The following is a 24,446-nucleotide window of genomic DNA, read 5'->3' on the forward strand; positions in this document are numbered from 1 at the left end:
TGGTTTATCTGGTGCAGAGGGAAAATCAGCATCCCTGAAGATACATAGCTAATGCTTCAGAACACGGCTGATGATGCGATAAAACAACCAGGCTTTAATGAGTTAGTCTGAGCGGACCTTCGGCTCAGTAAATAGGTCCGCTCCGTGCCAAGAGCAGACGCTGGTAATTCGGGTAATGGTGCCAACTTACTGATTTAGTGTATGATGGTGTTTTTGAGGTGCTCCAGTGGCTTCTGTTTCTATCAGTTGTCCCTCCTGTTCAGCTACTGAAGGCGTGGTGCGTAACGGTAAAAGTACTGCCGGACATCAGCGCTATCTCTGCTCTCACTGCCGTAAAACATGGCAGCTACAGTTCACTTACACCGTCTCTCAGCCCGGTACACACCAGAAAATTATTGATATGGCCATGAATGGCGTCGGATGTCGCGCCAGTGCACGCATTATGGGCGTTGGCCTCAACACGATTTTACGACACTTAAAAAACTCAGGCCGCAGTCGGTAAACTCACGCATACAACCGGGCAGTGACGTCATTGTTTGCGCGGAAATGGACGAACAGTGGGGTTACGTCGGCGCTAAATCACGCCAGCGCTGGTTGTTTTACGCGTATGACAGGATACGGAGGACGGTTGTGGCGCACGTATTCGGTGAACGCACGTTGGTCACGCTGGAGCGTCTTCTGGGCCTGCTGTCGGCCTTTGAGGTCGTGGTATGGATGACGGATGGCTGGCCGCTTTATGAATCACGCCTGAAGGGAGAACTGCACGTTATCAGCAAGCGATATACGCAGCGCATTGAGCGGCATAACCTGAATCTGAGGCAGCATCTGGCAAGGCTGGGCAGGAAGTCACTGTCGTTCTCAAAATCGGTGGAGCTGCATGACAAAGTCATCGGGCATTATCTGAACATAAAACACTATCAGTAAGTTGGAGTCATTACCGGTGCTCTGATATATTTATTATACTATAGTGGGGTATGTGTTGATCTTAATGTAATACTCCCCTATAGTATAAGAAATACAGAGCAGTGAGGTAAGCAATGCCCAGTACTCCTGAAGAGAAAAAAAAGGTCCTAACCCGGGTTCGCCGTATCCGGGGTCAGATTGATGCTCTGGAAAGAGCACTTGAAAGTGGCGCTGAATGCCGTTCCGTTCTCCAGCAAATCGCCGCCGTCCGGGGCGCCGCTAACGGACTGATGGCAGAGGTGCTGGAGAGCCACATACGGGAAACCTTTGACCAGAATGACAGCTACAGTCATGAAGTCAGTAAATCAGTTGACGATACGATTGAGCTGGTTCGTGCCTATCTTAAATAGGTGAGGCCATTATTACATTGAGGATATATTACGTATGAAATCACGTGCCGCTGTTGCATTTGCACCAGGGAAGCCCCTGGAGATTGTTGAAATTGATGTTGCTCCGCCTAAAAAAGGCGAGGTGCTGATTAAAAACACCCACACAGGTGTCTGCCATACCGATGCCTTTACCCTCTCAGGGAATGACCCTGAGGGCGTTTTCCCGGTGGTTCTCGGCCACGAGGGAGCCGGTATCGTCGTTGAAGTTGGTGAAGGCGTCACCAGTGTGAAGCCGGGTGACCATGTTATTCCGCTCTACACCGCTGAATGCGGGGAGTGTGAATTCTGCCAGTCCGGTAAAACGAACCTCTGTGTATCGGTTCGCGAGACTCAGGGCAAAGGACTGATGCCTGACGGGACCACTCGCTTTTCATACAACGGTCAGCCTCTTTACCACTACATGGGATGTTCCACATTCAGTGAATACACCGTTGTGGCCGAGGTTTCTCTGGCAAAAATTAACCCGGAGGCGAACCATGAACACGTCTGCCTGTTGGGTTGTGGCGTGACTACCGGTATTGGCGCCGTCCATAACACGGCTAAAGTGCAGCCGGGCGATTCAGTTGCCATTTTTGGTCTGGGGGCAATTGGTCTGGCTGCGGTACAGGGGGCCCGTCAGGCAAAAGCGGGACGTATTATCGCTATCGATACTAATCCGACAAAATTTGACCTGGCCCGTCAGTTCGGGGCCACTGACTGCATTAACCCGAATGATTATGACAAACCGATTAAAGATGTTCTGCTGGATATCAACAAGTGGGGTATTGACCATACCTTTGAATGTATCGGTAACGTTAACGTCATGCGTGCAGCGCTGGAAAGTGCTCACCGTGGGTGGGGGCAGTCCGTTGTCATTGGTGTCGCAGGGGCCGGACAGGAGATTTCCACCCGTCCTTTCCAGCTGGTCACCGGGCGCGTATGGAAAGGTTCCGCGTTTGGCGGAGTAAAAGGCCGCACTCAGCTCCCCGGTATGGTCGAGGATGCCATGAAGGGGGATATTGACCTTGAGCCATTTGTAACCCATACGATGACACTGGATGAAATCAATGACGCCTTCGAGCTTATGCATGAAGGCAAATCTATCCGGACAGTGATTCATTACTGATCCCATCAGAATTTTAATCAACTCAAACTGAAGGAAGTGGAAAATGACAACTCCGGTAATTTCTGGTGACGGCATCTTTTCTCATGTGTTCATTGGCGCAGCCGATGTCGAGAAATCCTCCGCATTTTACGATGTCGTCCTGGGCACGCTTGGTATCAATAACCTCGGCCCGTTTGGCAACGGCTGGGTACTCTATGGCCGCGAAAAGCCGGCATTTATCATTGCCCGTCCGGGCAACGGTGAAGCACCTTCCGCTAACGGGGTGACTGTCGGCTTCGCTGCTGCCACCCCGGAAGAGGTTGATGCTTTCCATGCTGCCGGCCTTGCCGCCGGTGGAGCTGATGAAGGTCAACCTGGCCCGCGTGGTCACCTTCCCGGGGCCTATGCTGCCTACCTGCGGGATCCGGCGGGTAACAAAATCACGGCGTATACGTTTATCTGACGTCCGGATTTAAAGATACTTCCCCTGGCTTCGGTCAGGGGAAATAACCATGAGATAACGGCTGATGGAACTCATTGAGCAGCATGCCAGCTCTGGCGGCTGGCAAAACGTGTACCGGCATTATTCACAATCCCTTAATTGTGAAATGAATTTCGGTGTGTATCTTCCTCCCAAAGCAGTAACAGAAAAACTGCCGGTACTATACTGGTTGTCGGGCCTGACCTGTACTGAGCAGAATTTCATCACCAAATCAGGTATGCAGCATTATGCAGCCCGGCATAACGTCATCGTTGTTGTCCCGGATACCAGTCCCCGGGGTAATAATGTCCCGGATGCCGACAGTTACGATCTTGGCCAGGGGGCCGGTTTTTATCTGAACGCGACGGAACAGCCGTGGAATGTTCATTACAGGATGTATGACTATATTCTCAGAGAGCTTCCGGATGTCGTCATGAATCATTTTCCTGCAACGGCAAGAAAATCTATATCCGGTCATTCTATGGGAGGGCTGGGTGCTCTGGTGCTGGCTCTGCGAAATCCTGGTGAATATGTGAGCGTATCAGCATTTTCCCCGATAGTATCGCCTTCTCAGGTGCCATGGGGGCAACAGGCATTTAGCGCTTACCTGGGTGAAAACAGAAAAACGTGGGAAGCCTACGATCCAGTCAGCCTCATTTTACAGGGTGAAAAATTACCAGAAATCTTCATTGATCAGGGGCTGAGTGACGCCTTTTATGAAGAGCAACTGCGCACCAAAATCCTTGAGAGAGTATGCAATGAGATGAACCTCAATGCGTCGTTCCGATATCATACTGGATACGACCACAGCTATTATTTCATTTCCAGCTTTATTGGTGAGCACATTGCTTACCATGCCAACAGGCTCAGGCTGTCAGCATGAGTTGATTTCCAGCCTCAGAAAATGTGCTTAATTTTCAGGCCTGAACAGGGCCTGAACCCTGCAGACCTGAGATGTACTGTAACTGAATCGCCACGGATAATCTAGACACTTCCGAGCCGTTGATGGACTGACCCCGCCCCGGTAGACGATCCTGCCCTATAGTTTGGACTGACCCCACGCCTGTAGACAAATCCTGTCCTCACGACGAGGCCTGTTCGAAGGCCTCCGGACTGACGTCGCCGAGGTGGCTGTGGCGCCGGGACCGGTTATAGAAGACTTCAATGTAATCGAAGATCCGCCCGGGCCAGATCCCTGGTTTTATATATGCGTTTTCTGATCCGTTCTTTTTTCAGCGAACTGAAGAACGATTCGGCCACCGCATTATCCCAGCAGTTGCCACGCCGGCTCATGCTCGGCGCCAGGTTATTGGCCCGGTAGAAGCGCTGCCAGTCGTCACTGCCGTACTGGCTGCCCTGGACGCCCTTCTAAGAGTCAAGCTGTTATCGGGATACTGTTGATCCGCCTGTTTTGATTGCGCAGTAACGTGTAAACTTCGCGGGAGATATATCGCTTTAGACAGCGTATCGCTTCCATTTTTGTATGTCCTTCGGCTACACGCCTGGCGACATATTCCTTTGTTTTTGCGTCAGTTCGTAAGCGTCCGATGGCGATGATGTGAAGTGCACTATTTGCAGCACGATCTCCACCACGATTAAGTCGGTAACGGTTCGTTTTTCCAGAAGAAACGGGGACCGGGCTGACACCACACAGTGCCGCAAATCCTGATTCTGATCTTAACCGTTGAGGATTGTCTCCGGCAGTGATCAGCAACTGTGAAGCGCTTTCGTATCCGATAGCATTACGTTTAATCAGCTCAGGTGCCAACTCGTCGACAATTGCCGCAATCATGACATCCAGATCAGCGATTTCGTCATGTAACTCGAGATAGCGTCGGGCAAGGGACTTTAATGAAATGCGATAAACGTTGGTTACATTGCGGTATTCACTGGCATCAGGTCTCCAGGAACCCAGGGTCCTGATGAGCTGCATGCGCGTCATATTTCTGAGCTGTTCACGTAATTCATCCGGGGCAGAGATAATATTTGAATGGATAATCTGGAGAGCGACTCTGCGGGCTGATATTGCTGTTTTTCGGCAAGTTTTTAATACCCGCAGGGACTCAATCATGCCATCACGCGTTTTGGGAGTAACTGTCCTGATGCCTGAGAATGCTGCATGAGCGGCACATTCAGCATCAATTGTGTCACTTTTACCCCGTTTGCGTCGCTCCATCCGGTCTGGAGCAGTCACCTCAAGAACTTCTAACCCGGCGTTCTGAAAATAACGAAGCAAACCGGAACCATAGGTACCTGTGCACTCAACACCAATTCGCTTTAATGTCCCAAACGAGGTCATCCATGCCAGCATCTGCCGGTAACCTTGTCGTGTTGTGGAGAAATACTGAGTCCCAAGGACTTTATTGTTCTGATCTACGACAGCGGCAACGTGCAAATCTTTATGTGTATCCACGCCACCCACAACGGCAGCTTCGGTAACTTTATCAACCATGACAGAGCTCCTGTGAGGAAACAGAGTTGAATCTCCAGACAGATAACCCGGACAGGACAGTAACGAGACAAGCCGTCAGGCCCTTCTTGAGTCACGCGCATCGGTGAGGAGATGCCTCGCATGAAGGCGCTTCCGGCAACCGACGGGTCCAGGGCAGGACACAAAAGGTCGATCGCTGTGTGAGTCAGGATGCGGGAAGGTCTTCACTGCATCAGTAATCACACCAATCTGGTTAAACGGCAAACTAAGTGGTGGTAAAGACTGACATCGGCATTATTACTATCGCTATGTACGATAACCTCGCTGTCTGGTTTTCGGCGCCAGACCGCCATCATCAGCGCGTCGAGCGCCAGTTCGCGTGAGAGAGTGGGTTTCATCGACCAGCCGACCACATTACGGGCGAAGAGATCGATAACCACCGCCAGATACAGCCAGCCCTGCCAGGTGCGGAGTAGAGTAAGAGGCAGGGCGTAGTCGGACTATTTCCCTGCCTCTCCTCCCCGAACCGGACGTGCACCTTTCAGCGCATCCGGCTCTCCATTTAAATGCTGGCGAACGCCATTGCCACTTCTGTAAAGCGCGATGTATACGTGTTTCTGGTCTCCGTCCTCAGATAGGGATTACCTTCGGGTAGCCGCCAGCGGAACAGCTTCTTGCCTTGCCCCACCAACCGGTACAGTATTTCGCCGCTGAGCTTGCCGTGATTGGTTTTACCAAATAAAACCCACGTTTTGCTCTGACCCGGTTTCGGTGATTTACACCACCACCTCATCAGGGAAGCGATACCTGTACGGTATTTGCGGGCCAGCCAGTGAGCCAGCTTCCAGAACACGACACGGTCGATATAACTGAAGACTTTGGCCTTAAAATCAACGAACTGATAGAACATGGCCCAGCCTTTCAGTTTTCGGTTGAGTTGTTCAGCCATATCGACTTTGCTTTCACTGTAGTTGCCTGATAACAGTGCTGTCAGCGATGCGGCGAAGTTTCTGGCTTTCTCCTGCGGGATCGTTGAGACCACTCGCATCTCGCCATAACGACTGCGTTTGCGAATGATCCTGTGCCCCAGAAAGATAAAGCCGTCATTAACATGGGTGATTTTAGTCTTATCCATGTTCAGCCTGAGTTTCAGACTGCCTTCGAGCACACCCCGACACTCCTCCCTGATGGCTTCCGCCTGTGCTTTGGTGCCTTTGACGATGAGGACAAAATCATCGGCATAGCGGCAGTACGCCACCGCGGGTTTCCACTGCCAGTTTTCTCTGACCGCCGTACTTCGGCCCCGTTGGATACTGTTATTCCAGTACCACCGATCTTTTCTGGCTTTCCCGCTCAGGTAGCGCTCATGCAGGTATTGATCGAACTCATTCAGCATGATGTTCGATAATAGCGGCGATATAACACCGCCCTGTGGTACACCTTCACTGGCCGCCCGAAAGAGACCGACATCGATATGTCCCGCCTTGATGGTTTTCCACAGCAGAGTCATGAAACGTGCGTCACTGATCCTGCGGCGTACAGCCTTCATCAGCAGTCGATGATGTACGGTGTCGAAGTAACTGGACAGGTCGCCTTCAATCACCCAGCGTCCCCGGGTTTCACCACAGTCTGTGAGCTGTAATTTCACCGTGCGGATCGCGTGGTGGACACTGCGCTCAGGCCGGAAGCCATATGAGAGCGTATGAAAATCACTCTCCCATATCGGCTCCATCGCCATCAGCATGGCCCGCTGAACAATACGATCCCGCAACGCGGGGATACCCAGTGGTCGCAGTTTGCCGTTGCTTTTAGGGATGTAAACCCGTCTGGCGGGCAAGGGCTGGTAGTGGCCTGAGAGTAATTCATCCCTGAGGATTTGCAGCTCAACAGCCAGTCTGGCCTGTAGCATTGTTTTGTTCACGCCATCAACGCCGGGGGTATGGGCCCCCTTTGATGAAAGCGTGATCCGCGCCGCTTCAGCCAGCCATTCTGGTTGTGTTATCAGACGCAGCAGCCGTTGAATCCGTAGGGACGGATCGGTGGCTGCCCATGTGGCAAGCTTGCGTTGCATTTCGCTGATTATCAAAGGTCTTCACCTCGTTAGGTCAGTTAATTCACGTCGCAAACACATTCAAACTGCTTCCCTTCGCCATGTAATGGGCTTTCCCCATCGCGGACTACTACGGAAGCTCCGCCAGCCAGCGCGTCATCGGAGCCATGCCCCCTTAACATCCGTCGCTGACCTTCCCCGGTTTACCTGCCTGGACTCAGGCATACTGAGGAGGCTGCCCGTCGCACTCTTTATCCTTGCTTGCCGCAAGTTGGCAGAAGTCAGCATCGCAAGCGTGATAGACGCTGCTGCCCCGGTGTTTCGCATACATGTCAAAACACCTTCGACCGGCAGTGCTTACGTATCACTGCCAGTTCCTCCTGCACGGCCTGTCAGATCACGTAGGCCGTGGTGACGTTTTCAACCCACAGAGGCGGATTAACGGGTTCATGTTCTTCAGCCTTTCAGTACTTAACCTTGAGGATCATCTCGGCTTAGTGATCTCGCCTCAATCCCCGTTGTCAGCGGGTTACATCACCCTGCGGGCATGCCGCAGGTCACTGCCGCTCAGGTTCTCCACCGTCACACCCGGTGGGATTGTTGGGTTTCTCATCGTGAGTTACCGGTTCAATATTCCAGACAGACTCGCGGTTCATTTAAGCATCCATGCCCGCCCTGAACTCCGGGCACACTATAAGTAATATCGGTGACCCAGACCTGGGTGGCCCGGACAACGGTGAACTGCCGCTGCACGAGATTAGGAGCAACGACTGAAGGCCTGCCAGCGATACGACGTGGCGCTTTATAGCCGCGCACAGCTTTAATCCGGTCCAGTTGCATGATCCGACCCACCCGGTTTCTACCACAGGTTTCCCCGATTTCGTTCAGATCGCCATGAACCCGCCGGTAACCGTATACGCCTCCGCTCAGGGAATATGAGTCGCGGATAAGCATCAGCAGGCGCTGGTTATCTTTATCACGCGCCGAGACAGGGTTATGCAGCCACGCATAGAACCCGGCCCGGGCGACATTCAGTACCCGACACATCGTCATCACACCCCATACAGTTCGGTGCTCATTGATAAAGCGGTACTTCAGTCGGGCTCCTTTGCAAAGTACCGCGCGGCCTTTTTCAGGATATCCCGTTCTTCTTCGGTGCGTTTTAGCTGCGCCCGGAGTTTCAGGATCTCGCTTTTAGCTTCCAGTAAATCCCGGGCATGCTGCTCGCTGTTATCAGGTTTGATAGCCCGTAGCCACTTGTAGAGGCGGTGTGCAGAGACGCCCAGACGCTCAGATACTTAGGCGACGGAATAACCGCGTTCCGTTATCTGACGGACGGCTTCTTCCTTAAATTCAGGTGTAAATCGTGGTGTGCCCATACGCTCCTCCTATACTCAAACTATAGGGCAGGATCGTCTACCGGGGCGGGGTCAGTCCAGGGAGCCGTTAACGACCTGATGGCGGTTGTTCTGGAAAGCTATCTTCGGGAGGAATTCCCCGATACGGGCAAACGAAATGAGTCGCAGAAGAGGTCAATCGACGACACCATTTCGATAGTCCGCTCCTATCTCCGTTAACTCTGCCAGGCAGATGTCTGATGGGGTCTAAAACTGTAATGAAAGGAAATGACATATGAAATCACGTGCATTATTCATCTGTATTTTTTAATTGGTACCCGAAACCGCCTGAGTGTCGCCATCAGCTGGGTCTGGAACCACAGCGTCGCGTACCGGGGAGCCCGCATTATCACGGGAGCCAAATCTCCGGTCCCGGGTACGCCGCCAGCCAGTTCTCATACAGAAGGCGGATCCGCAGGGTACCGCTGAAACTTCAGCGGTGTCCCACATGGTACCACCGGGCCCAGCTTCAGCAATCTGTTTCCAGTCACACAAACGCTTTTTTCGACGGGCTTTCTGATCGAGCGGTCCGGCACACCAGATACCGTCACAAGAGGTGGCCTTATTAAGAGCGGACACACCTAGCACAGGAAATTCTATGGCAAAGAAACTTTTCGGTTATCATCCCATCCTGACTGACGACAACAATTCAGTTGTGATTCGCGGTGCTCGCGAGAACAACCTTAAAGAGGTGGATGTTTCCATTCCGCGCAACGCATTGGTTGTTTTTTCGGGTGTGTCAGGCTCGGGTAAGTCTTCACTGGCCTTTGGCACCATTTATGCTGAGGCGCAACGGCGCTACTTTGAATCGGTTGCCCCCTACGCTCGTCGCCTCATTGATCAGGTCGGGGTTCCGGATGTGGATGCCATTGACGGACTGCCGCCAGCCGTTGCGCTTCAGCAACAACGCGGTGCCAGTAACGCGCGCTCCTCTGTCGGCAGCGTGACCACCTTATCCAGTCTGGTGCGAATGATGTACTCACGGGCGGGCGCTTATCCTGCCGGACAACCGATGCTGTATGCCGAGGATTTTTCTCCCAACACGCCGCAGGGGGCATGCCCTTCTTGCCATGGTCTGGGCCATATCTATGAGGTAACTGAAACACTGATGGTGCCCGATCCCTCACTTAGTATCCGTGAAAAGGCTATTGCTTCCTGGCCCCCGGCCTGGCACGGACAGAATCTGCGGGATATTCTGGTGACGCTGGGGTATGACATCGACACTCCCTGGAAAAATCTGCCAGCGGAAGACCGTCAGTGGATCCTTTTTACCGAAGACACCCCCACTGTACCGGTTTTCCCGGGACTGAGTCCGGAAGATACGCGCGAAGCCGTCAGGAAAAAAATGACGCCGGGTTATATGGGGACCTTCACCGGGGCACGTCGTTATGTGCTACATACCTTCGCCAGCACGCAAAGCGCGTTGATGAGAAAACGAGTCTCCCGTTTTATGGAAGGCAAGCTGTGTCCGGTCTGTCACGGGAAAAGACTGAAGTCAGAATCATTGTCCGTCACCTTTGCCGGTGTGGACATTGGTGAATTTATGCAGATGCCCTTAGACCAGCTGGCGGAATTGCTCCTTCCAATCTCCCGGGGGGATTTCAGTGCCCACCACGCCGGCGCAGATGCCGACAGGGATATCACCCGTCGGGATCTGACAGAGCGTGCTGCATCCGGAAAAGCGGTCCATTCCGATAACGCCGATGTCTGCCGGACATCGGCGTTATCGGAAGAGAAACGACTGGCGGCACAACGGCTGACCGGTGGTGTCATGGCCCGGTTGTATCAGTTGCAGAAGCTGGGGCTGGGTTATCTTACGCTGGACAGAGCAACCCCAACTCTATCTGCAGGAGAGCTTCAGCGACTGCGTCTTGCCACGCAACTCAGTTCGATGCTGTTTGGTGTGGTCTATGTTCTTGATGAACCGTCTGCGGGTCTGCACCCCTCAGACAGTAAAGCGCTTTACGATGCGCTTGAGAACCTTCGTGATGCCGGCAACTCGGTGTTTGTCGTTGAACATGATCTTAACCTGATGCGACGGGCGCAATGGCTTGTTGATGTGGGACCGTCGGCTGGTGAACAGGGAGGACATGTTCTCTACAGTGGTATTCCTGAAGATCTGAAAGCCGTCACCCAATCTCGTACCGCGCGTTATTTATTTGATGAAGTCCGGCCACCACAATCTTTTGCCCGTATCCCATCCGGGTGGCTGAAACTGCAGGGGATCCATCGCCACAATCTTAAGTGGATCGATGTTGATATTCCTCTGGGTGTGCTGACAGCCGTGACGGGAGTCTCTGGCTCCGGTAAATCCAGTCTGATTGCCCAGGCCTTACCGGAACTGGTGCTTTCTTCACTTGGCGGTGAGCCAGAAGACGTGCTTTCCGAAGCCAGCGACGCTGAGGGGCCATCCGTAACGGAGAAAACGTACGGTACCCTGACCGGTGATACCGGACTGGTAAAGCGTCTGGTTCAGGTTGACCAGAAACCGATAGGCAGGACCCCCCGTTCAAACCTGGCGACATATACCGGGTTGTTTGATCCTGTTCGTAAGCTCTTTGCCGGAACGACTGACGCCAAACTCCATCATTACGATGCGGGTCAATTCTCTTTCAATGTGGCAAAAGGCCGCTGTGCAACCTGTGAAGGTGAAGGATTCGTCAGCGTGGAGCTGTTGTTTATGCCGAGCGTGTATGCACCGTGCCCGACCTGCCATGGCGCGCGGTATAACCGGGATACTCTCAGGATCTGCTGGCAGGACAAAAATATCGCGGAGGTCCTGCATATGACGGTGGATGAAGCCAGTCAGTTCTTTGCGACTGAAGAACCAGTGGCTCGTCCCCTCCGTCTGCTGAGTGAAATTGGTCTGGGCTACCTGCGTCTGGGACAACCAGCAACCGAGTTATCCGGAGGGGAGGCGCAAAGGATCAAGCTGGCAACCGAACTACAACGTAGCCAACGTGGCCACACGTTGTATATCCTAGATGAACCGACAACCGGCCTGCATGCTTCAGACGCCGACCGCCTCCTTGTGCAGCTGCAGCGGCTTGTTGATGCAGAAAATACGGTGATAATGATTGAACACGATATGCGGGCGGTTACTCAGGCAGACCAGGTTATCGACATCGGTCCTGGAGCGGGACATGAGGGAGGACGCCTGGTTGCCGCAGGAACTCCCGAACAGGTATCGCAGGTCAAAGAAAGCCGTACCGCACAGTATATTGCCAGGGAACTCTCACGGAACGGTTAAAAAGGGCTGTGTCGTCATTGCGTCAATGGCGGCACATTCCCGGCGTGTTCTGTATCAGTAATCTCCCGCAGGTATAATTTCAGCGCATCCCACTGGTTCAGCGCGTACGCGAACGCCTTCGACAGCTCCGAGTGCCGTGACAGCGTTTTCTGCTTTTCACGCAGCCAGCCCTCCAGCGCGGTCAGCAGCGGTACCGCTTTTTCCTGCCGAATGGCCAGCCGTTCCGCCGCGCTTTTGCCCCGGATGCCCGCCTCGATGCCATACAGCTCGCCGATACGGCACAGCGCTTCGGTCGTGGTGTCAGAGGGCGTCCGCACGTGCACGTCCGCCTGCAACACCCCGCTGAACCCCGCAAGATGCGACTGCGGATGTGTAACGCTGGCGTGATAGAAATTTTAAGTCAGTCATCAGGTGTCCACCTAATTAGGGGTCAGTTTGGATATCGAAAATTATTGTACGTCAAGGTTATTTTTTGACCTCTCTACTTTAGCGGGCCTCAGCCGACGAAACTTATCGGAAGCCGGTACCGGCCAGTCTGACTGAAGATGGAAGCAAAATTAATGCTGTGGGCTACCATACCTTCTTTAACAGGTGATTTGTGAACTGCAACTTCTCGGAACGGGAGTTTGCGCAAGGACCGGAAGTCCGCTTTTCGCTCATAGCGGACCGTTCCTGCGCACATGTCTGCTATGTGGTAGAGGCAGACAATACTTACAGCACAGGGCGTTAATAAATACGGAACAGATCAACCGCAGATGCCTCCTCCTGAATGTATTAATTTTGCTATCTCGTCGGCAAAATCAGGGAACAAGTCTGGATATGGAAGCGCCTGGCAGCTGAAAGTATGAATAATAACGCCCTGACAGGATATTTTATTGCACCCTGTCAAAAGTCATACATTCTTTCCCGGTTTTTGCTTTCTCATACCGGATAACTCTATTTAAGGCTTAAGGATAACCTTCGTCCATCCTTCATCCCGCTCATCGAAGTGCTTATATCCGGCAGGAGCCTCTTCAAGCGAAAGACGATGAGAAATTATTTTGCCCGGACTGGCTTTATCGTGATGGATGAGGCGAGACAGCTGACGGTTATAGGCCTTAACGTTCGCCTGGCCGGTACGGATTGCCTGTCCTTTAAACCAGAAACTCCCAAAATCAAATGGCATCTTACCCTCTCTGGCAAGCTCCGATTCAGCCCCCGGATCCTGAGGAATAAAGACGCCAACCACACCAATTCCCCCGGTTGCTTTCGTCGACGCAACAAGACTGTTCATGGTAACAGAGTTATCTTCATGGCCATGTTTGTTACAGCACTGATAGCCAACACATTCGCAGCCACAATCCGTACCGCGTCCATCCGTCAGGTCGAGAATTTTTTGTACAGCTTCATCGCCAGTAGCATTGATGCCCGTCGCCCCCATTTTTTCAGCCAGAGCCAACCGGTCTGTGTGCGTATCAACCACAAACACCTGTGAAGCACCTTTAATGATCGCCGAATGAGCTGCCATCAAACCGACCGGCCCCGCGCCATAAATGGCCACGCTTTCACCAGGCTTCAATCCGGCAAGTTCTGTTGCATGCCAGCCGGTAGGAAAAATGTCAGAGAGCATCACATAATCATCTTCTTTTTCTGCCGCATCAGGGGGAAGAACAAGGCAGTTAAAGTCGGCAAATGGCACCCGAAGAAGTTCCGCCTGACCTCCCTCCCAGGGACCCATTTCAGCAAAACCATAAGCTGCGCCTGCCGTACCCGGATTGGTAGTGAGACAAAAGCCGGTCAGACCTTTTTCACAGTTTTCGCAAAAACCACATCCCACGTTAAACGGCAGACAAACATAGTCGCCCACCTTAATACGTTCAACGCCTGAGCCAATTTCGACCACTTCACCCAGGTTTTCGTGACCCAGAATCCGTCCCTGTTCAAAGCTGGTCCGGCCCTCATACATGTGCAAGTCCGACCCACAAATGTTGGTGGTGGTGATGCGGACGAGTACATCCGTGGGGCGGACAATTTTCGCATCCGGTACGTCTTTTACTTTTACATCATAAGGACCGTTGTAAATTACTGCTTTCATGATCTTCTCCTTCTTGCGTGCGGAAAGGAAATGCTGCCCCGCGGATTGGGGTATCAATCGAGTTTAGCTGCCATAACAGATCTCGCGATCGGCGAAAGGACGATTAGGATGTTTCTTAACTAAGTGCATTGAAGTCTGTAAGACAGGTACTTACCGATGAAGGCTGCCTGGAAAACGTAAAAACATCACACGTTAATCCGGTTTTTTTAAGCAGGCAAGGGATTACGGACAGCTTTGAGCGAGAAGCGGATAAAGTAAATCTATCTCATTTCTGCATTGTGCCAGAAGTAGACATAGGTGAATTAGGTAACCCTAGAGATGCACTTTGAATCAATGATATGAAATGCTGAAAAGGTAATTAACTAATTCAAAATTTGAATAATCAGTTATCTCTTCCATGCTTAATACGTAACCTTAGCTAAGGAGAAATTATGTTAGACGAATACAAAAAATGCATCGAAGCCTGTTATCTATGTGCAACGGCATGTGATAACTGTGCGGCTTCGTGTCTCGACGAAGAGAATCTGGAGATGATGCGCGAGTGCATAAAACTGGATATGCAGTGTGCAAATATCTGCCGTCTTGCAGCTCAATTCATGACACTAAATAGCGGGTCTGCCCAGGATCTTTGCCGTCTTTGCGCTGATGTTTGTCAGAAGTGCGGTGACGAGTGTGGAAAGCATGAACATGACCATTGTCAGGATTGCTCAAGCGCTTGTCATCACTGCGCCGAACAATGCAGAAAGATGGCCGCCTGAGAAAAACTCAAATTACCAAACCCGCTTCGGCGGGGTTTTATATTCCCGGTAATAAGTCGTAGAAGGATGAGATAGATGAGTTTAAGAGTACGGGCGGGAAATAGATCTACTCGAAAGTACTAGCCTCAATGACAAATTCTGGCACAGATTATTTGATTGGCTCAATGTCCGTTTTCGCTGACAGCGGACTGCACCCCGCCGGGGTGACCGCTTCGTGCCAGAATTGGACGTTTCCAAAATCTGCATGCACTAATCGGTGGAGAGCAGATCTCACTGCATAGCCATGCAGACGCGCAGAAATCATCAGGGGCGTTTGAAAGGTGCCGGAAACAGGCGGGAGGCCGCAGAAACGTGCTGAGGGCGCCTGCGGCGGTGCGCCCAAGGGTTGTTATGTTTAATATGGCAGAACTTTCCTGTCGCTATCATTTTGACGCCCGCTATTCGCTCATAGATATGCCTGTCGCGTTTGCGGCTTTACTTGTTATACCCAACCTGCCTGATTTTTATCGCCAGCATCCCGGAATTGAAATTATCCTGAGCAGCTCAGACCGCCGACGGAATATGCTGCATGATGGCCTGGACTGCATACTGAGGGTGGGGGAGCTGGACGATGGCGACTATATCGCAAAGGAGGTGGGAACCGTTAAAATGACGACCTGCGCCAGTCCTGCGTATCTTGATCAACACGGCACCCCGGAAACAATGGACGAGTTGCAGCAGCATCAGGCCGTCAACTGGATTAACAGCAGCAACAGACAAGTTATGCCCTGGACATTCGGGACGTCAGAGGGCTCCACCGAAATTGAACTTCCAGGCAGGCTTGTCGTGGATAACTCAGAAGCCTACATTGCAGCAGGCCTGGCGGGGCTGGGAATACTACAGGGCATGAATATTTTTTTGCAGCCTTATCTCGATCGCGGGCTGTTGGTAGAGGTTCTGCCAGATAATACGTCCCCGAATCGCAAACTGTAACTTCTGTATCCGCACCGCCATCTCTCCCGAAAAGTACGGGCGTTTACCGACTGGCTGGAAAGTTTATTGTAAACGCCTGGGGGCCTGCAGCCTGCTGGTACGTGCGCTGCCTTTTATCGGCCCGCCAGCTTCTGTATGGCTTCACGGACAGGAGCATCGCCAGACGTCAGCTCAATGATGACGCGGCTGACGGCAGGTTGCTCAATGAGTTCAGCCAGCGTAGCCGCCACGTCATCACGGGGCACGTTACCATACGGGATGGCCAGGCCGGCACGTACATAACCCGTACCAGTCTTATCCTGCAGCGCGCCGGGGCGCAGGATCACCCAGTCAAGCTCGCTTTGTGCTAGTTCCACATCGGCCATTTTTTTAACACGCATATAATTTTCGAATGATTCAGAAGTGGTTTCTCCCCGTGCGGACTCCGGGAATGCAGAAACGAGCAGAAAGCGAGACACACCGGCACTGAGGGCGGCAGCTACCGACTTTTTCAGCCCTTCGCCGTCGACCGCATTGGTCATCTCCTGTCCCCCCTTACCGCCGGCACCGGCAGTAAACACCACTGTATCACTACCTGCAAAGTGCATCGCCAGCGCAGCTGCATCCAGCTCTGTCAGGCTCCCACTGACGGGCTCAGCACCCAGCTCGCCTAGCAATGCCTGCTGCTCTGGCTTACGGTAGAGGGCACGAACAGCATGCCCCCTACCTGAAAGGATCCTGCACAGACGCTGGCCGATTTTGCCTGCACCACCGATAATGAAAACATGAACCACAGTTGTCTCCTTCTGGGGTTATGATGTGTCCGAAATTATAACCTGACATCAGGTCAGTTCCTTTGAGCCTGACCGATTGCACTGCATGCTGCTGCCAGCACCAGACAGCTGGTCAGATACTCAGTTGTTCTTATAGCTGAGAACAACAGCCGTACCGATTTAGCTCTCCCGTCACGATGAGAACTCCTGAACCGGTTACACGCAATGCCGGCCAATATCTTCCGTTATATTCGAAAGATCCACGCAAGTTACTGAAGTGCGAGGGACGCAATGTGTACCTTGAACGAACTGAAGTCAGCGGAACCCTGAAGGTTCGATTCCATAGCGTTCAGAAAACTGCTTGCTGAAGCTCGATAGTGAATTGTAACCCACCCGCCCCGCGACCGTTTTTACCGGCAGCGTCGATGTCATCAGCAGGCGGAGAGCCTCCGCGATACGTGCATCGGCGATAACTGAGCGTAAGCTGGTTGACTCACTGGCCAGGTGGCGCCGAAGCGTGGGGCCACTGAGTCCCGTCAGATCTTCAATTTCAGCAGCACTCCAGGGATGAGCCGGTTTGTCCGCTACCATCTGACGGATTTTCATGGCCAGACTTGGCTGCCGGGCTCGCAGCAAAGCATGGTATCCCATGCCATAAAGCCAGAGCACCACTTCAACCATGGCGTGCAGGGAAAGCGGACGCTTCCCTTCCCGCATTGCGGCTGTCCAGCGGTTAAGGGGTGAAAGAAGAGCTGATACGGAAATGGCTGCGATGCTGCCGGTGTCCTGTGGTGGTGGTGCGGCAAGTAACAGCCTGGCTGCTTCAAGCTGTTCCTCCGCGAGCACCACGCTCAGGGCAACAAACTCACCACTTTGTTCTGAAGGGGCATATTCTATATCGATGCTACGGGCATTCGGGACGACCATAATCTCGCCCGGGATCACCCGGTGCCATTTCTCATTTTCACGATACCGGAATTCTCCTTCCAGCGGGAAGGAAAGGGTCGCACCTTCCACCTCGAACTTCTTTACCTGATGCGTCTGTTCTGCGCGAAGGCAATCGCAGGGAAGTGGAAAACGGGAGCGTGCCAGGGTAAGAAGCTCAGCGAGGAGATCATCAACGGGAGAATCGGAAAAGCTGACTGTTTGCATATTCATCCGGAATTTGACTTTGACCGCTATTATACGTCGCCATATACAAAAGCATACAGCGACGCGTGCGGTTGTCTATTCCCGGATGACAAAAATCAGGCCGATTATAGTTATTGCCATACCCACAAGCATGGGCAATGTAATGGCCTCTCCAAACAGCAACCACGCTTCAGCTGCCGTGAGAATGGGAACCAGGTAAAAGTAAGTAGCGACTTTGGTTGCTTCACCGCTTCGTATCATAAAAATCAGCAACATAATCGCCAGAACCGATACGCCAATAACCAGCCAGCCCAGACCCAGCGCAAATGATAAGCTCCACTGCGTCGGAGCAGATTCGAACATCAGGCTAATTGCACCCATCGATATTGTCAAAGTGACGTACTGTAAAAACGTGTTCGCAAAGATATGTCCATCTCCCTGAGCACGGCGCTGATAAAGCGCTCCGATCGTTACGCCAAATAACCCCAGCATGACCGACCCAAAAGCCACAGGATCCAGTGCAAAACTATGCTGGCCTGGCGAGAGCACCAGGAAAACGCCCGCAAAGCCAATCGCAATACCCAGCCATTTCCGGGGATGCAGGGACTGACGGTGCATGAGTGAAACCAGTATTGCAGTCAGTACCGGCTGCAGGCCGGTGATGAGCGCCACAATGCCTGACGGCATGCCACGATGGATGGCATAAAAGCATCCGCCCAGAAAGAAGCTCTGCAGGAAAAGTCCGACAATCAGGTTGCGAACCATTCCTCTGCCGGACGGAAAACGGGCCCTGAACCCCAGTGTAAGCAGCAGAAGGACCAGACAGGAAAATGCGCCACGCAGGAATAAAAGATGAAACGGCGCGCTGTACTGCACGGTAAATTTGGCTGCGACAAACCCTGACTCCAGAGGAATACAAAAAGCCAGGGCGCAAGAGTAATGAGCCATTTTTTTGTGAGGCAGTGATATTCATAGTATTGCAGGTGGGTTCTTGTCGGGCGATATGAAAGGGGATCTTCCCGGTCACTATTGTGTGCACCGGGAAGGAAGGTGATCAGACTGCGGGTGACCACAGGTCGTAATTCAGTGCGAAGCTGTTACCTTCACGGATAACCTTACCGGTAGTAGGCAGGTTGAAGTGCATACCACTGACAGCCAGGTTATCGCTCGCTGCGCGGTCAAGCACTTTGCTACGGATGGCCGCCGCCGCCGCAGGATCGCTGTCGAACGCGATAGTAACGTCAGGCTGAGCAACCTGAATGTGCGGGAAGTGAACAATATCACCCCAGATGAGCAGCGACTCTTTTTCATCACCCAGCAGATAACCGGTATGTCCTGGTGTATGGCCGAACAGCGGTACAGTCTGAATACCTGGTAAAATCGCTTCCTCGCGGAATGGCACCAGTTTGTCGTCATAAGCGCTGAAGGCGTTCCTTGCTACTTCAAAGAACGGCTTGAATGCGTCAGGCGCGCCAGCGGAAATGGTTTCATCACGCCAGAAAGCGAGTTCTTTCTCATGCACAAACAACTGCTGAACATTGCGGAAAACGGGAGTCTGCAGGGGGCCTGCAAGCCCGCCGATATGGTCAGGATGCGCGTGAGTCAGGAGAAGGGTATCAATCTGAAGCGGGTCAATGCCTGCCGCGGCCAGGGCTACCTGAAGCCGACCGCCCCAGCCATTGATACCTCCGGCACCACTGTCAATCAGGATGGTTCGCTCAGGCGTCTGGATAACGTAGACGTTGATATTAATACGGGGTACTGCTGGCACACCGCGCTTCTGCAGTAAATCCTCGGCACGTGAGCCGTCAATACCAGACAGCAGCTCAAAAGATACGTCCAGATAGCCATCACTCAGCATGGTCACAGTCATGTCACCTACTTTTTTGCGATTGATAGCCGGGGCCTGCCAGTTCAGTTGTGAAGTCATATTGGTCTCCGTTACGATTAGAGGTCATCAGGTTTTACTTTAGCAATAGTAACGAAATTTCTGGTTCGAACTGCTCATCCTGCTACGTAAACCGCTCATTCTTAAAATCCGGAGCACAGCAGGTTATATTGCTTTTGCCTTTCTCATGTAAGGTGTCGGTATTATCTTTACCGGAGCCTGTAATGGACATTATTGGAATTATCATGTCGGCGGGAAAAGCCTCTGACCAGTCCTCAAGCACCCGACAATAGTGTCCCGCCTCAATCCCCGCCAGGGCAGAAGACTCCGGCAGGTAGGCCAGGCCGTAGCCATCTTTTACTGCCTGAAGCATTGGATAAATGCTTGAAAAAGTAAGCTGCCCGTCCACTTTTTTCACAATCTCCCCCTGCCTGACAAATTCCCAGCCATACAGCGGGCCTGTGGGTGACAGACGTATATTGATGCAGTCATGTTTTTCCAGCTGAGAGGGATGTAGCGGCAGACCTCTTTCTGCAAGATAGGTGGACGATCCAATGACGACAAACCGTATGTCCGGTGCGATTCGGACGGCCACCATATCCTTTAATATGTCATCACCAATTCGGACTCCGGCATCAAAATTGCCCTCAACAATGTCGACAAAACCGTTCTGCTGCGACATTTCCACCTTGATATCCGAATATTTTTTTAGTAACGGTGACAATCGTGGCCAGAGACATTCATGAATCATGTGATCTGATACCGTAAGTCTGACCAGCCCAGCCGGTGTATGGCGCAGTCTCTGAAGAGCTGTCACGCCCGCTTCAATGCGCGCAAGACCGGGTTCAAGCGTCAGTAATAATTGTTTACCGGCTTCGGTGACAGCCACCCGCCTGGTTGTACGCATAAGTAACGGCATGCCAACGCGCTCCTCGAGACGACGTATCGTGTGTGAAAGCGTGGATGCCGAGATCCCGAGGCGGACAGCAGCCCGTGAAAAACTGCACTCCTGTGCTACTGCCATGAATGCAACATAGTCATTAAAATCGTGACGCATACCGTTCCCGTTCAGGATCTCCGATAACATTATCAGAACCATTTAGGTTCATGATGCCGATTCTGTGAGCCATCAGGCAACCCCCCCGTTCCGCTCATCCGATCATAATTTTTATAAATCTAGATATTGGTAAATCTCAATATGTGGAATAAAGTGTCGTGGTTCTGCGGCTACATCGGCCGAACGACGACATGCCAGGTCGTAAATGCTGAGACATGGCGTTTCAGTGATATTGAAAATTCGCTATATCAGGATATGTAATGAAGACGAAAAACCTGTTCTCTCCCACCAGACTAGGTCCCTACACCCTGAAGAATCGTGTTGTACTTCCGCCTTTAACCCGCTCACGGAGCTCACAACCGGGTGATATTCCGAACGAACTGATGGCTGAATATTACGCACAGCGCAGCAGTGCCGGGTTTATGGTGACCGAAGGAACACAAATCGAACCTCGTGGGCAGGGTTATGCGTGGACCCCGGGGATCTACAGCTCACGGCAAGTGGAAGGCTGGAAGAAAGTGACGCGGGCAGTGCATGAAAAAGAAGGCATCATTTTTGCCCAGCTCTGGCATGTCGGAAGAGTATCCCATAACTCCCTGCAGCCATGTAACGCCTCGCCTGTCGCTCCGTCGGCGATACCGGCAGGGGAAAACGTTAAGGTATTCATCGAAACCGGGCCGGGAGAGGGTGCGCTGGCTACCGCTTCCTGCCCCCGCGCACTGGAAAAAGAGGAAATTAGTGAGATTGTCAGGATGTACGCCGGGGCAGCTCAGAACGCCCTTGATGCCGGTTTTGACGGTGTGGAAATTCACTGTGCAAATGGATACCTGGTTAACCAGTTCATGTCATCCCATAGCAACAAAAGAGAGGATGAATATGGTGGCTCATTACATAACCGGCTGCGGTTTCTGCGCGAAGTGACGCAGGCTGTCGCTGATGTGGTCGGTAAAGACCGTGTGGGAGTCCGTTTTGCTCCGCTCTTTCAGACCACGGATGAAGTAAGGGTCTATCTTGGCCTGGTGGAAGATGATCCCCATGAAACCTATACCGAAGCCGTTAAAATTCTTGAAGAAATCGGAATAGCCTATATTTCTCTTGCTGAAGCCGACTGGGATGATGCTCCCGAATTGCCTGAAGCATTCAGAGCTGAAGTCCGTAAGTTATTCAGCGGTGTAATTATGTATGCCGGGCGATATACGCAAGAAAAAGCCGAACGGATTATCGGTGCTGGCTGGGGAGACATTATCGGATTTGGCCGCCCGTTCATAGCTAATCCGGATTTACCGCAGCGCCTTTATCATGAATGGCCACTGAATCCGGTCGATCCAACAACCATGTATGGTGGAACGGCAAAAGGCTACACAGATTATCCCGCCTTTGGCTAACCATTCTTATGAGCATCAGCTTTTCAAAAGCTGATGCTTAACGTAGAGAAGTATCGTAACATTGCAATTCCTCAATGCGACAAGTGACAGAGTTTATGCCTGATATTGATTTGAATGACGTGATTAAGGCGCTGGGAAACCCTGTTAGAAGAAAAATTCTGCATATGCTCAAGGAACCGAAAATACACTTCCATCAGCCTTATGCTGATGCGGACGAGTTCGGTGTGTGTGTCAGTATCATTCAGGAAAAGGTCGGGCTCTCACAGTCTACCGTTTCTCTTTACCTCTCAGCTCTTCAACGGGCACAACTTGTTACTTCTCAGCGCATCGGTCCCTGGACGTACTACAAACGTGACAATGATAAAATAAGGGTTGTTCTTGAGTTGCTGAAAAATACAATCTGATACAGGACTGAGCACATTCAGTGTAACAGTACCGGGGGTTCGTACTTGCGATCCCGGCAGGCATTCCATGAAAGCGCACTAATTCCTCAATATCAGGCTGCAGACCGGTCATAAGAGGCTAATAGTTTTGCAAAATATCCACCAGTTTGGGTCAAATCACTCTGTCGGTTGGTGTGCATACTCGGTGCAAGGACCTGCAGATATTTAAGATGGCGGATAGCTTGTTACAGTGCCGCTGATGACATTCCGACCCTGTTGCCGTCCGGGTAAGATAATACCTCTGACAGCGGTCATAAAAGCCCAACATAATTGTCTTTCGAGCCATATATTAATCGCTCATCGCGCTCTCTTTTTCGAAGAGGTGTCACTTAATCATGATCGGTCAGTACAAAAAGACAGTGCTTTTCCAAATTCCGGACGGTTGTATGCGAAAACGGTGAAGCTCAACAAATGGTGTCATCGCTGTGCAATGCTCTGCGGGCTCATTCTTTCAGTTAACTGTTTGGTTACAGCTTCAATGAAGTATTTCAGTTAATTCACAGCGAGGGTTTGAGGAAACCACGCTGTGATTACCCAACGCTCATCCGGAGCATCCGGATTGAACTGTCGCTGGAGCTTGTTGGGCGACACGATACTGGCCTCGCCTTTACATGCCCTCGGGCTCCGGTATCCGACCTGAGCCTTTATCCCGACACGTTTCATCAGTCGCCAGACTCTGTTCACTCCGCACTGTTGCCCGCTGTCCCGCAGATCCAGATGGATTTTGCGATAACCATAGACGCATCCCGATTCCAGCCAGAACTGTTTAATCTGTCCTGTCAGTCTCAGGTCTGCCTGATGGCGTTGTGAATGCGGCTGCTGAAGCCAGGCGTAAAAACCACTGGGATGTTCATCCAGCACCCGACAGAGCAGGCGAACAGGCCAGCAATAGGTGTTGTCACGAATAAAGGCGTACCTCAGTCGGACAGCTTTGCGAAGTACGCCGCGGCTTTTTTTAATATGTCCCGTTCGTCGGTAACCCGCTTCAGCTCTTTCTGAAGACGGCGGATCTCGGCCTGAGCATCTGACTGTTCTTTATTAGTGGAAGAATCCGGACCGTAGTTCTTTATCCAGGCGTAAAGGCTGTGGGTGGTGATATCGAGACGCGTTGCAACGCTGGCAACAGAATAACCGCGATCAACAACCTGTTTGACTGCTTCAATTTTAAACTCTTCAGGATAACGCTTACCGCTCATGGGCACCTCTCTTTAAGTCATCTTAAATGACTCTGAGGTGTCTGTTAAACCTGTGGCGATTCACCTCGCGTCCTTCCGTTCAGTATAGCCTCAGTCTGTACTGACACCACCCGAGAACGGAATGACGTCCCCTTTCTCCCTCCCGGTGTTGCGTTCAAGCTCCCTGACATACTGCTGTAAAAGTATAAGGTTATGTAACAGCTCTACATTTTCAGCCATCATCTTTTTGATTTCTTCCCTCAGCTCATTTCTCTGACGGCGATACTTTTCTTTCAGCTTGATCTGCTGCTCAATGCCCTGCTCATCAACCGGCGCGGTGCCCTGGCACGTTTTTTTCAGACTGCGGATAGCCTCCCTGACCTGCCTGTACTCAGGACAGTTATAATTCAGGGTGCCGTTTGCCAGCCCCGCTCGTTTTTCCACAGCATACTGGCTGATACGCTCCCCTGATAACATCAGTTCCCTCAGGGCCTGCTCTGCTCTTGCCTGTGTTTTTTTAACCCCCGACTGTTCGTTCGTCATGCTCTATTCATCCTTTTCAAAAAAACGGACAGCATCTGCATAAAAATCTCTCTCAAGCATCAGAAAATCCCTGTCAGCCTGAGGAGCATTATTTCGCACGGCAATCTCCAGAAGGTTGTCATAATGAGCCATCCTGCGTTTCCACACGGGAACAGAATCAGCTCCGGCCAGCATGTTCTCACATCCCGGATTGCAGGACGCTGACTGAACAACCGCCTTAAAC

18 protein-coding genes and 9 pseudogenes are annotated in these 24,446 nt (G+C 51.9%); 12 read left to right on the plus strand and 15 right to left on the minus strand.

Annotation, left to right across the window (positions count from 1 at the left end; translation table 11 throughout):
• The first annotated feature begins 226 nt into the window (after positions 1–226).
• The 5 genes from O1721_RS25705 (at position 227) to fghA (ending at position 3,800) form a co-directional block, all read left to right on the plus strand.
• Positions 227–924 (plus strand): IS1 family transposase gene (locus O1721_RS25705; RefSeq protein ID WP_223195083.1). Its coding sequence is split into 2 segments (ribosomal slippage): positions 227–476 and positions 476–924, totalling 699 coding nucleotides; the frame shifts between segments, so codons are not numbered across the junction.
• 113 nt (positions 925–1,037) lie between these two features.
• The gene (gene frmR, locus O1721_RS25710) at positions 1,038–1,313 is read left to right on the plus strand and encodes a formaldehyde-responsive transcriptional repressor FrmR (RefSeq protein WP_017384071.1); all 276 of its coding nucleotides are present in this window, start codon (positions 1,038–1,040) and stop codon (positions 1,311–1,313) included.
• A gap of 34 nt (positions 1,314–1,347) precedes the next feature.
• Positions 1,348–2,457 carry an S-(hydroxymethyl)glutathione dehydrogenase gene (gene frmA, locus O1721_RS25715; protein ID WP_017384070.1) on the plus strand — a complete coding sequence of 370 codons (1,110 nt, stop codon included), beginning with the start codon at positions 1,348–1,350 and terminating at the stop codon, positions 2,455–2,457.
• Positions 2,458–2,500: 43 nt separating this feature from the next.
• Positions 2,501–2,899 carry a VOC family protein gene (locus O1721_RS25720; RefSeq protein WP_012561111.1) on the plus strand — a complete coding sequence of 133 codons (399 nt, stop codon included), beginning with the start codon at positions 2,501–2,503 and terminating at the stop codon, positions 2,897–2,899.
• Positions 2,900–2,963: 64 nt separating this feature from the next.
• Positions 2,964–3,800 carry an S-formylglutathione hydrolase gene (fghA, locus tag O1721_RS25725; RefSeq protein WP_012561110.1) on the plus strand — a complete coding sequence of 279 codons (837 nt, stop codon included), beginning with the start codon at positions 2,964–2,966 and terminating at the stop codon, positions 3,798–3,800.
• A 199-nt stretch (positions 3,801–3,999) separates the two neighbouring features.
• Here fghA and O1721_RS25730 read toward each other — a convergent pair.
• From O1721_RS25730 to O1721_RS25750, 5 genes and pseudogenes are all read right to left on the minus strand, one after another.
• Positions 4,000–4,276: pseudogene (locus O1721_RS25730) on the minus strand (IS3 family transposase); the annotation flags it as partial.
• A 16-nt stretch (positions 4,277–4,292) separates the two neighbouring features.
• A complete protein-coding gene (locus O1721_RS25735) occupies positions 4,293–5,369 on the minus strand; it encodes an IS110 family RNA-guided transposase (RefSeq protein WP_000227969.1) in 1,077 nt (358 codons plus the stop codon).
• A 224-nt stretch (positions 5,370–5,593) separates the two neighbouring features.
• Positions 5,594–5,830: pseudogene (locus O1721_RS25740) on the minus strand (DDE-type integrase/transposase/recombinase); the annotation flags it as partial.
• 80 nt (positions 5,831–5,910) lie between these two features.
• Entirely contained in the window at positions 5,911–7,419 is a 1,509-nt protein-coding gene (ltrA, locus tag O1721_RS25745) for a group II intron reverse transcriptase/maturase (RefSeq protein WP_001189111.1), read from the minus strand.
• Between the two features lie 672 nt (positions 7,420–8,091).
• Positions 8,092–8,777: pseudogene (locus O1721_RS25750) on the minus strand (IS3 family transposase); the annotation flags it as partial.
• Between the two features lie 51 nt (positions 8,778–8,828).
• Between O1721_RS25750 and O1721_RS25755 the strand changes: the two are divergent.
• The 3 genes and pseudogenes from O1721_RS25755 to O1721_RS25765 form a co-directional block, all read left to right on the plus strand.
• Positions 8,829–8,975: pseudogene (locus O1721_RS25755) on the plus strand (metal-sensitive transcriptional regulator); the annotation flags it as partial.
• Between the two features lie 69 nt (positions 8,976–9,044).
• Positions 9,045–9,224: pseudogene (locus tag O1721_RS25760) on the plus strand (hypothetical protein); the annotation flags it as partial.
• Positions 9,225–9,393: 169 nt separating this feature from the next.
• Entirely contained in the window at positions 9,394–12,045 is a 2,652-nt protein-coding gene (locus O1721_RS25765; protein WP_012561117.1) for an excinuclease ABC subunit UvrA, read from the plus strand.
• A 71-nt stretch (positions 12,046–12,116) separates the two neighbouring features.
• Here the strand turns inward: O1721_RS25765 and O1721_RS25770 are convergent.
• Both O1721_RS25770 and O1721_RS25775 read right to left on the minus strand, forming a co-directional pair.
• Positions 12,117–12,416: pseudogene (locus O1721_RS25770) on the minus strand (IS66 family transposase); the annotation flags it as partial.
• Positions 12,417–12,985: 569 nt separating this feature from the next.
• Positions 12,986–14,119 (minus strand): glutathione-independent formaldehyde dehydrogenase, encoded by a 1,134-nt coding sequence (locus O1721_RS25775; protein WP_022651297.1) that lies wholly within the window; start codon positions 14,117–14,119, stop codon positions 12,986–12,988.
• 431 nt (positions 14,120–14,550) lie between these two features.
• Between O1721_RS25775 and O1721_RS25780 the strand changes: the two genes are divergently transcribed.
• Positions 14,551–14,877 carry a four-helix bundle copper-binding protein gene (locus O1721_RS25780; RefSeq protein ID WP_022649401.1) on the plus strand — a complete coding sequence of 109 codons (327 nt, stop codon included), beginning with the start codon at positions 14,551–14,553 and terminating at the stop codon, positions 14,875–14,877.
• A gap of 447 nt (positions 14,878–15,324) precedes the next feature.
• Positions 15,325–15,921 (plus strand): annotated as a pseudogene (locus tag O1721_RS25785) (LysR substrate-binding domain-containing protein); the annotation flags it as partial.
• A gap of 41 nt (positions 15,922–15,962) precedes the next feature.
• On the opposite strand, the gene O1721_RS25790 reads toward O1721_RS25785, so the two are convergent.
• The 5 genes from O1721_RS25790 to O1721_RS25810 form a co-directional block, all read right to left on the minus strand.
• Positions 15,963–16,622, minus strand: a complete 660-nt coding sequence (locus O1721_RS25790; protein WP_007897903.1) for an SDR family oxidoreductase — start codon at positions 16,620–16,622, stop codon at positions 15,963–15,965.
• A gap of 294 nt (positions 16,623–16,916) precedes the next feature.
• The gene (locus O1721_RS25795) at positions 16,917–17,753 is read right to left on the minus strand and encodes a helix-turn-helix transcriptional regulator (protein ID WP_023279881.1); all 837 of its coding nucleotides are present in this window, start codon (positions 17,751–17,753) and stop codon (positions 16,917–16,919) included.
• A 75-nt stretch (positions 17,754–17,828) separates the two neighbouring features.
• Positions 17,829–18,608: a DMT family transporter gene (locus O1721_RS25800; protein ID WP_048702732.1), complete on the minus strand. Its 780-nt coding sequence runs from the start codon at positions 18,606–18,608 to the stop codon at positions 17,829–17,831.
• A gap of 178 nt (positions 18,609–18,786) precedes the next feature.
• Entirely contained in the window at positions 18,787–19,662 is an 876-nt protein-coding gene (locus tag O1721_RS25805; RefSeq protein WP_017384065.1) for an MBL fold metallo-hydrolase, read from the minus strand.
• A gap of 82 nt (positions 19,663–19,744) precedes the next feature.
• Positions 19,745–20,677, minus strand: a complete 933-nt coding sequence (locus O1721_RS25810; RefSeq protein WP_158002126.1) for a LysR family transcriptional regulator — start codon at positions 20,675–20,677, stop codon at positions 19,745–19,747.
• Between the two features lie 260 nt (positions 20,678–20,937).
• Between O1721_RS25810 and O1721_RS25815 the strand changes: the two genes are divergently transcribed.
• Both O1721_RS25815 and O1721_RS25820 read left to right on the plus strand, forming a co-directional pair.
• Positions 20,938–22,062 carry an alkene reductase gene (locus O1721_RS25815; RefSeq protein WP_023279877.1) on the plus strand — a complete coding sequence of 375 codons (1,125 nt, stop codon included), beginning with the start codon at positions 20,938–20,940 and terminating at the stop codon, positions 22,060–22,062.
• Between the two features lie 95 nt (positions 22,063–22,157).
• Entirely contained in the window at positions 22,158–22,466 is a 309-nt protein-coding gene (locus O1721_RS25820) for an ArsR/SmtB family transcription factor (protein WP_032415288.1), read from the plus strand.
• A 546-nt stretch (positions 22,467–23,012) separates the two neighbouring features.
• Here O1721_RS25820 and O1721_RS25825 read toward each other — a convergent pair.
• From O1721_RS25825 to O1721_RS25835, 3 genes and pseudogenes are all read right to left on the minus strand, one after another.
• Positions 23,013–23,701: pseudogene (locus O1721_RS25825) on the minus strand (IS3 family transposase); the annotation flags it as partial.
• A 90-nt stretch (positions 23,702–23,791) separates the two neighbouring features.
• A complete protein-coding gene (locus O1721_RS25830; RefSeq protein ID WP_063413681.1) occupies positions 23,792–24,223 on the minus strand; it encodes a hypothetical protein in 432 nt (143 codons plus the stop codon).
• A 3-nt stretch (positions 24,224–24,226) separates the two neighbouring features.
• A pseudogene (locus O1721_RS25835) lies at positions 24,227–24,446 on the minus strand (hypothetical protein); the annotation flags it as partial.

The organism is Enterobacter cloacae complex sp. HYC033_NIDB, from assembly GCF_056673335.1.

Coding starts and splice junctions, on each gene's coding strand:
- fghA (WP_012561110.1), top strand. CDS start 2,964: ATGGAACTCATTGAGCAGCATGCCAGCTCTGGCGGCTGGCAAAACGTG.
- O1721_RS25815 (WP_023279877.1), top strand. CDS start 20,938: ATGAAGACGAAAAACCTGTTCTCTCCCACCAGACTAGGTCCCTACACC.
- O1721_RS25805 (WP_017384065.1), bottom strand. CDS start 19,662: ATGACTTCACAACTGAACTGGCAGGCCCCGGCTATCAATCGCAAAAAA.
- O1721_RS25830 (WP_063413681.1), bottom strand. CDS start 24,223: ATGACGAACGAACAGTCGGGGGTTAAAAAAACACAGGCAAGAGCAGAG.
- ltrA (WP_001189111.1), bottom strand. CDS start 7,419: ATGCAACGCAAGCTTGCCACATGGGCAGCCACCGATCCGTCCCTACGG.
- frmR (WP_017384071.1), top strand. CDS start 1,038: ATGCCCAGTACTCCTGAAGAGAAAAAAAAGGTCCTAACCCGGGTTCGC.
- O1721_RS25820 (WP_032415288.1), top strand. CDS start 22,158: ATGCCTGATATTGATTTGAATGACGTGATTAAGGCGCTGGGAAACCCT.
- O1721_RS25810 (WP_158002126.1), bottom strand. CDS start 20,677: ATGCGTCACGATTTTAATGACTATGTTGCATTCATGGCAGTAGCACAG.
- O1721_RS25780 (WP_022649401.1), top strand. CDS start 14,551: ATGTTAGACGAATACAAAAAATGCATCGAAGCCTGTTATCTATGTGCA.
- O1721_RS25735 (WP_000227969.1), bottom strand. CDS start 5,369: ATGGTTGATAAAGTTACCGAAGCTGCCGTTGTGGGTGGCGTGGATACA.
- O1721_RS25720 (WP_012561111.1), top strand. CDS start 2,501: ATGACAACTCCGGTAATTTCTGGTGACGGCATCTTTTCTCATGTGTTC.
- O1721_RS25795 (WP_023279881.1), bottom strand. CDS start 17,753: ATGCAAACAGTCAGCTTTTCCGATTCTCCCGTTGATGATCTCCTCGCT.
- frmA (WP_017384070.1), top strand. CDS start 1,348: ATGAAATCACGTGCCGCTGTTGCATTTGCACCAGGGAAGCCCCTGGAG.
- O1721_RS25765 (WP_012561117.1), top strand. CDS start 9,394: ATGGCAAAGAAACTTTTCGGTTATCATCCCATCCTGACTGACGACAAC.
- O1721_RS25775 (WP_022651297.1), bottom strand. CDS start 14,119: ATGAAAGCAGTAATTTACAACGGTCCTTATGATGTAAAAGTAAAAGAC.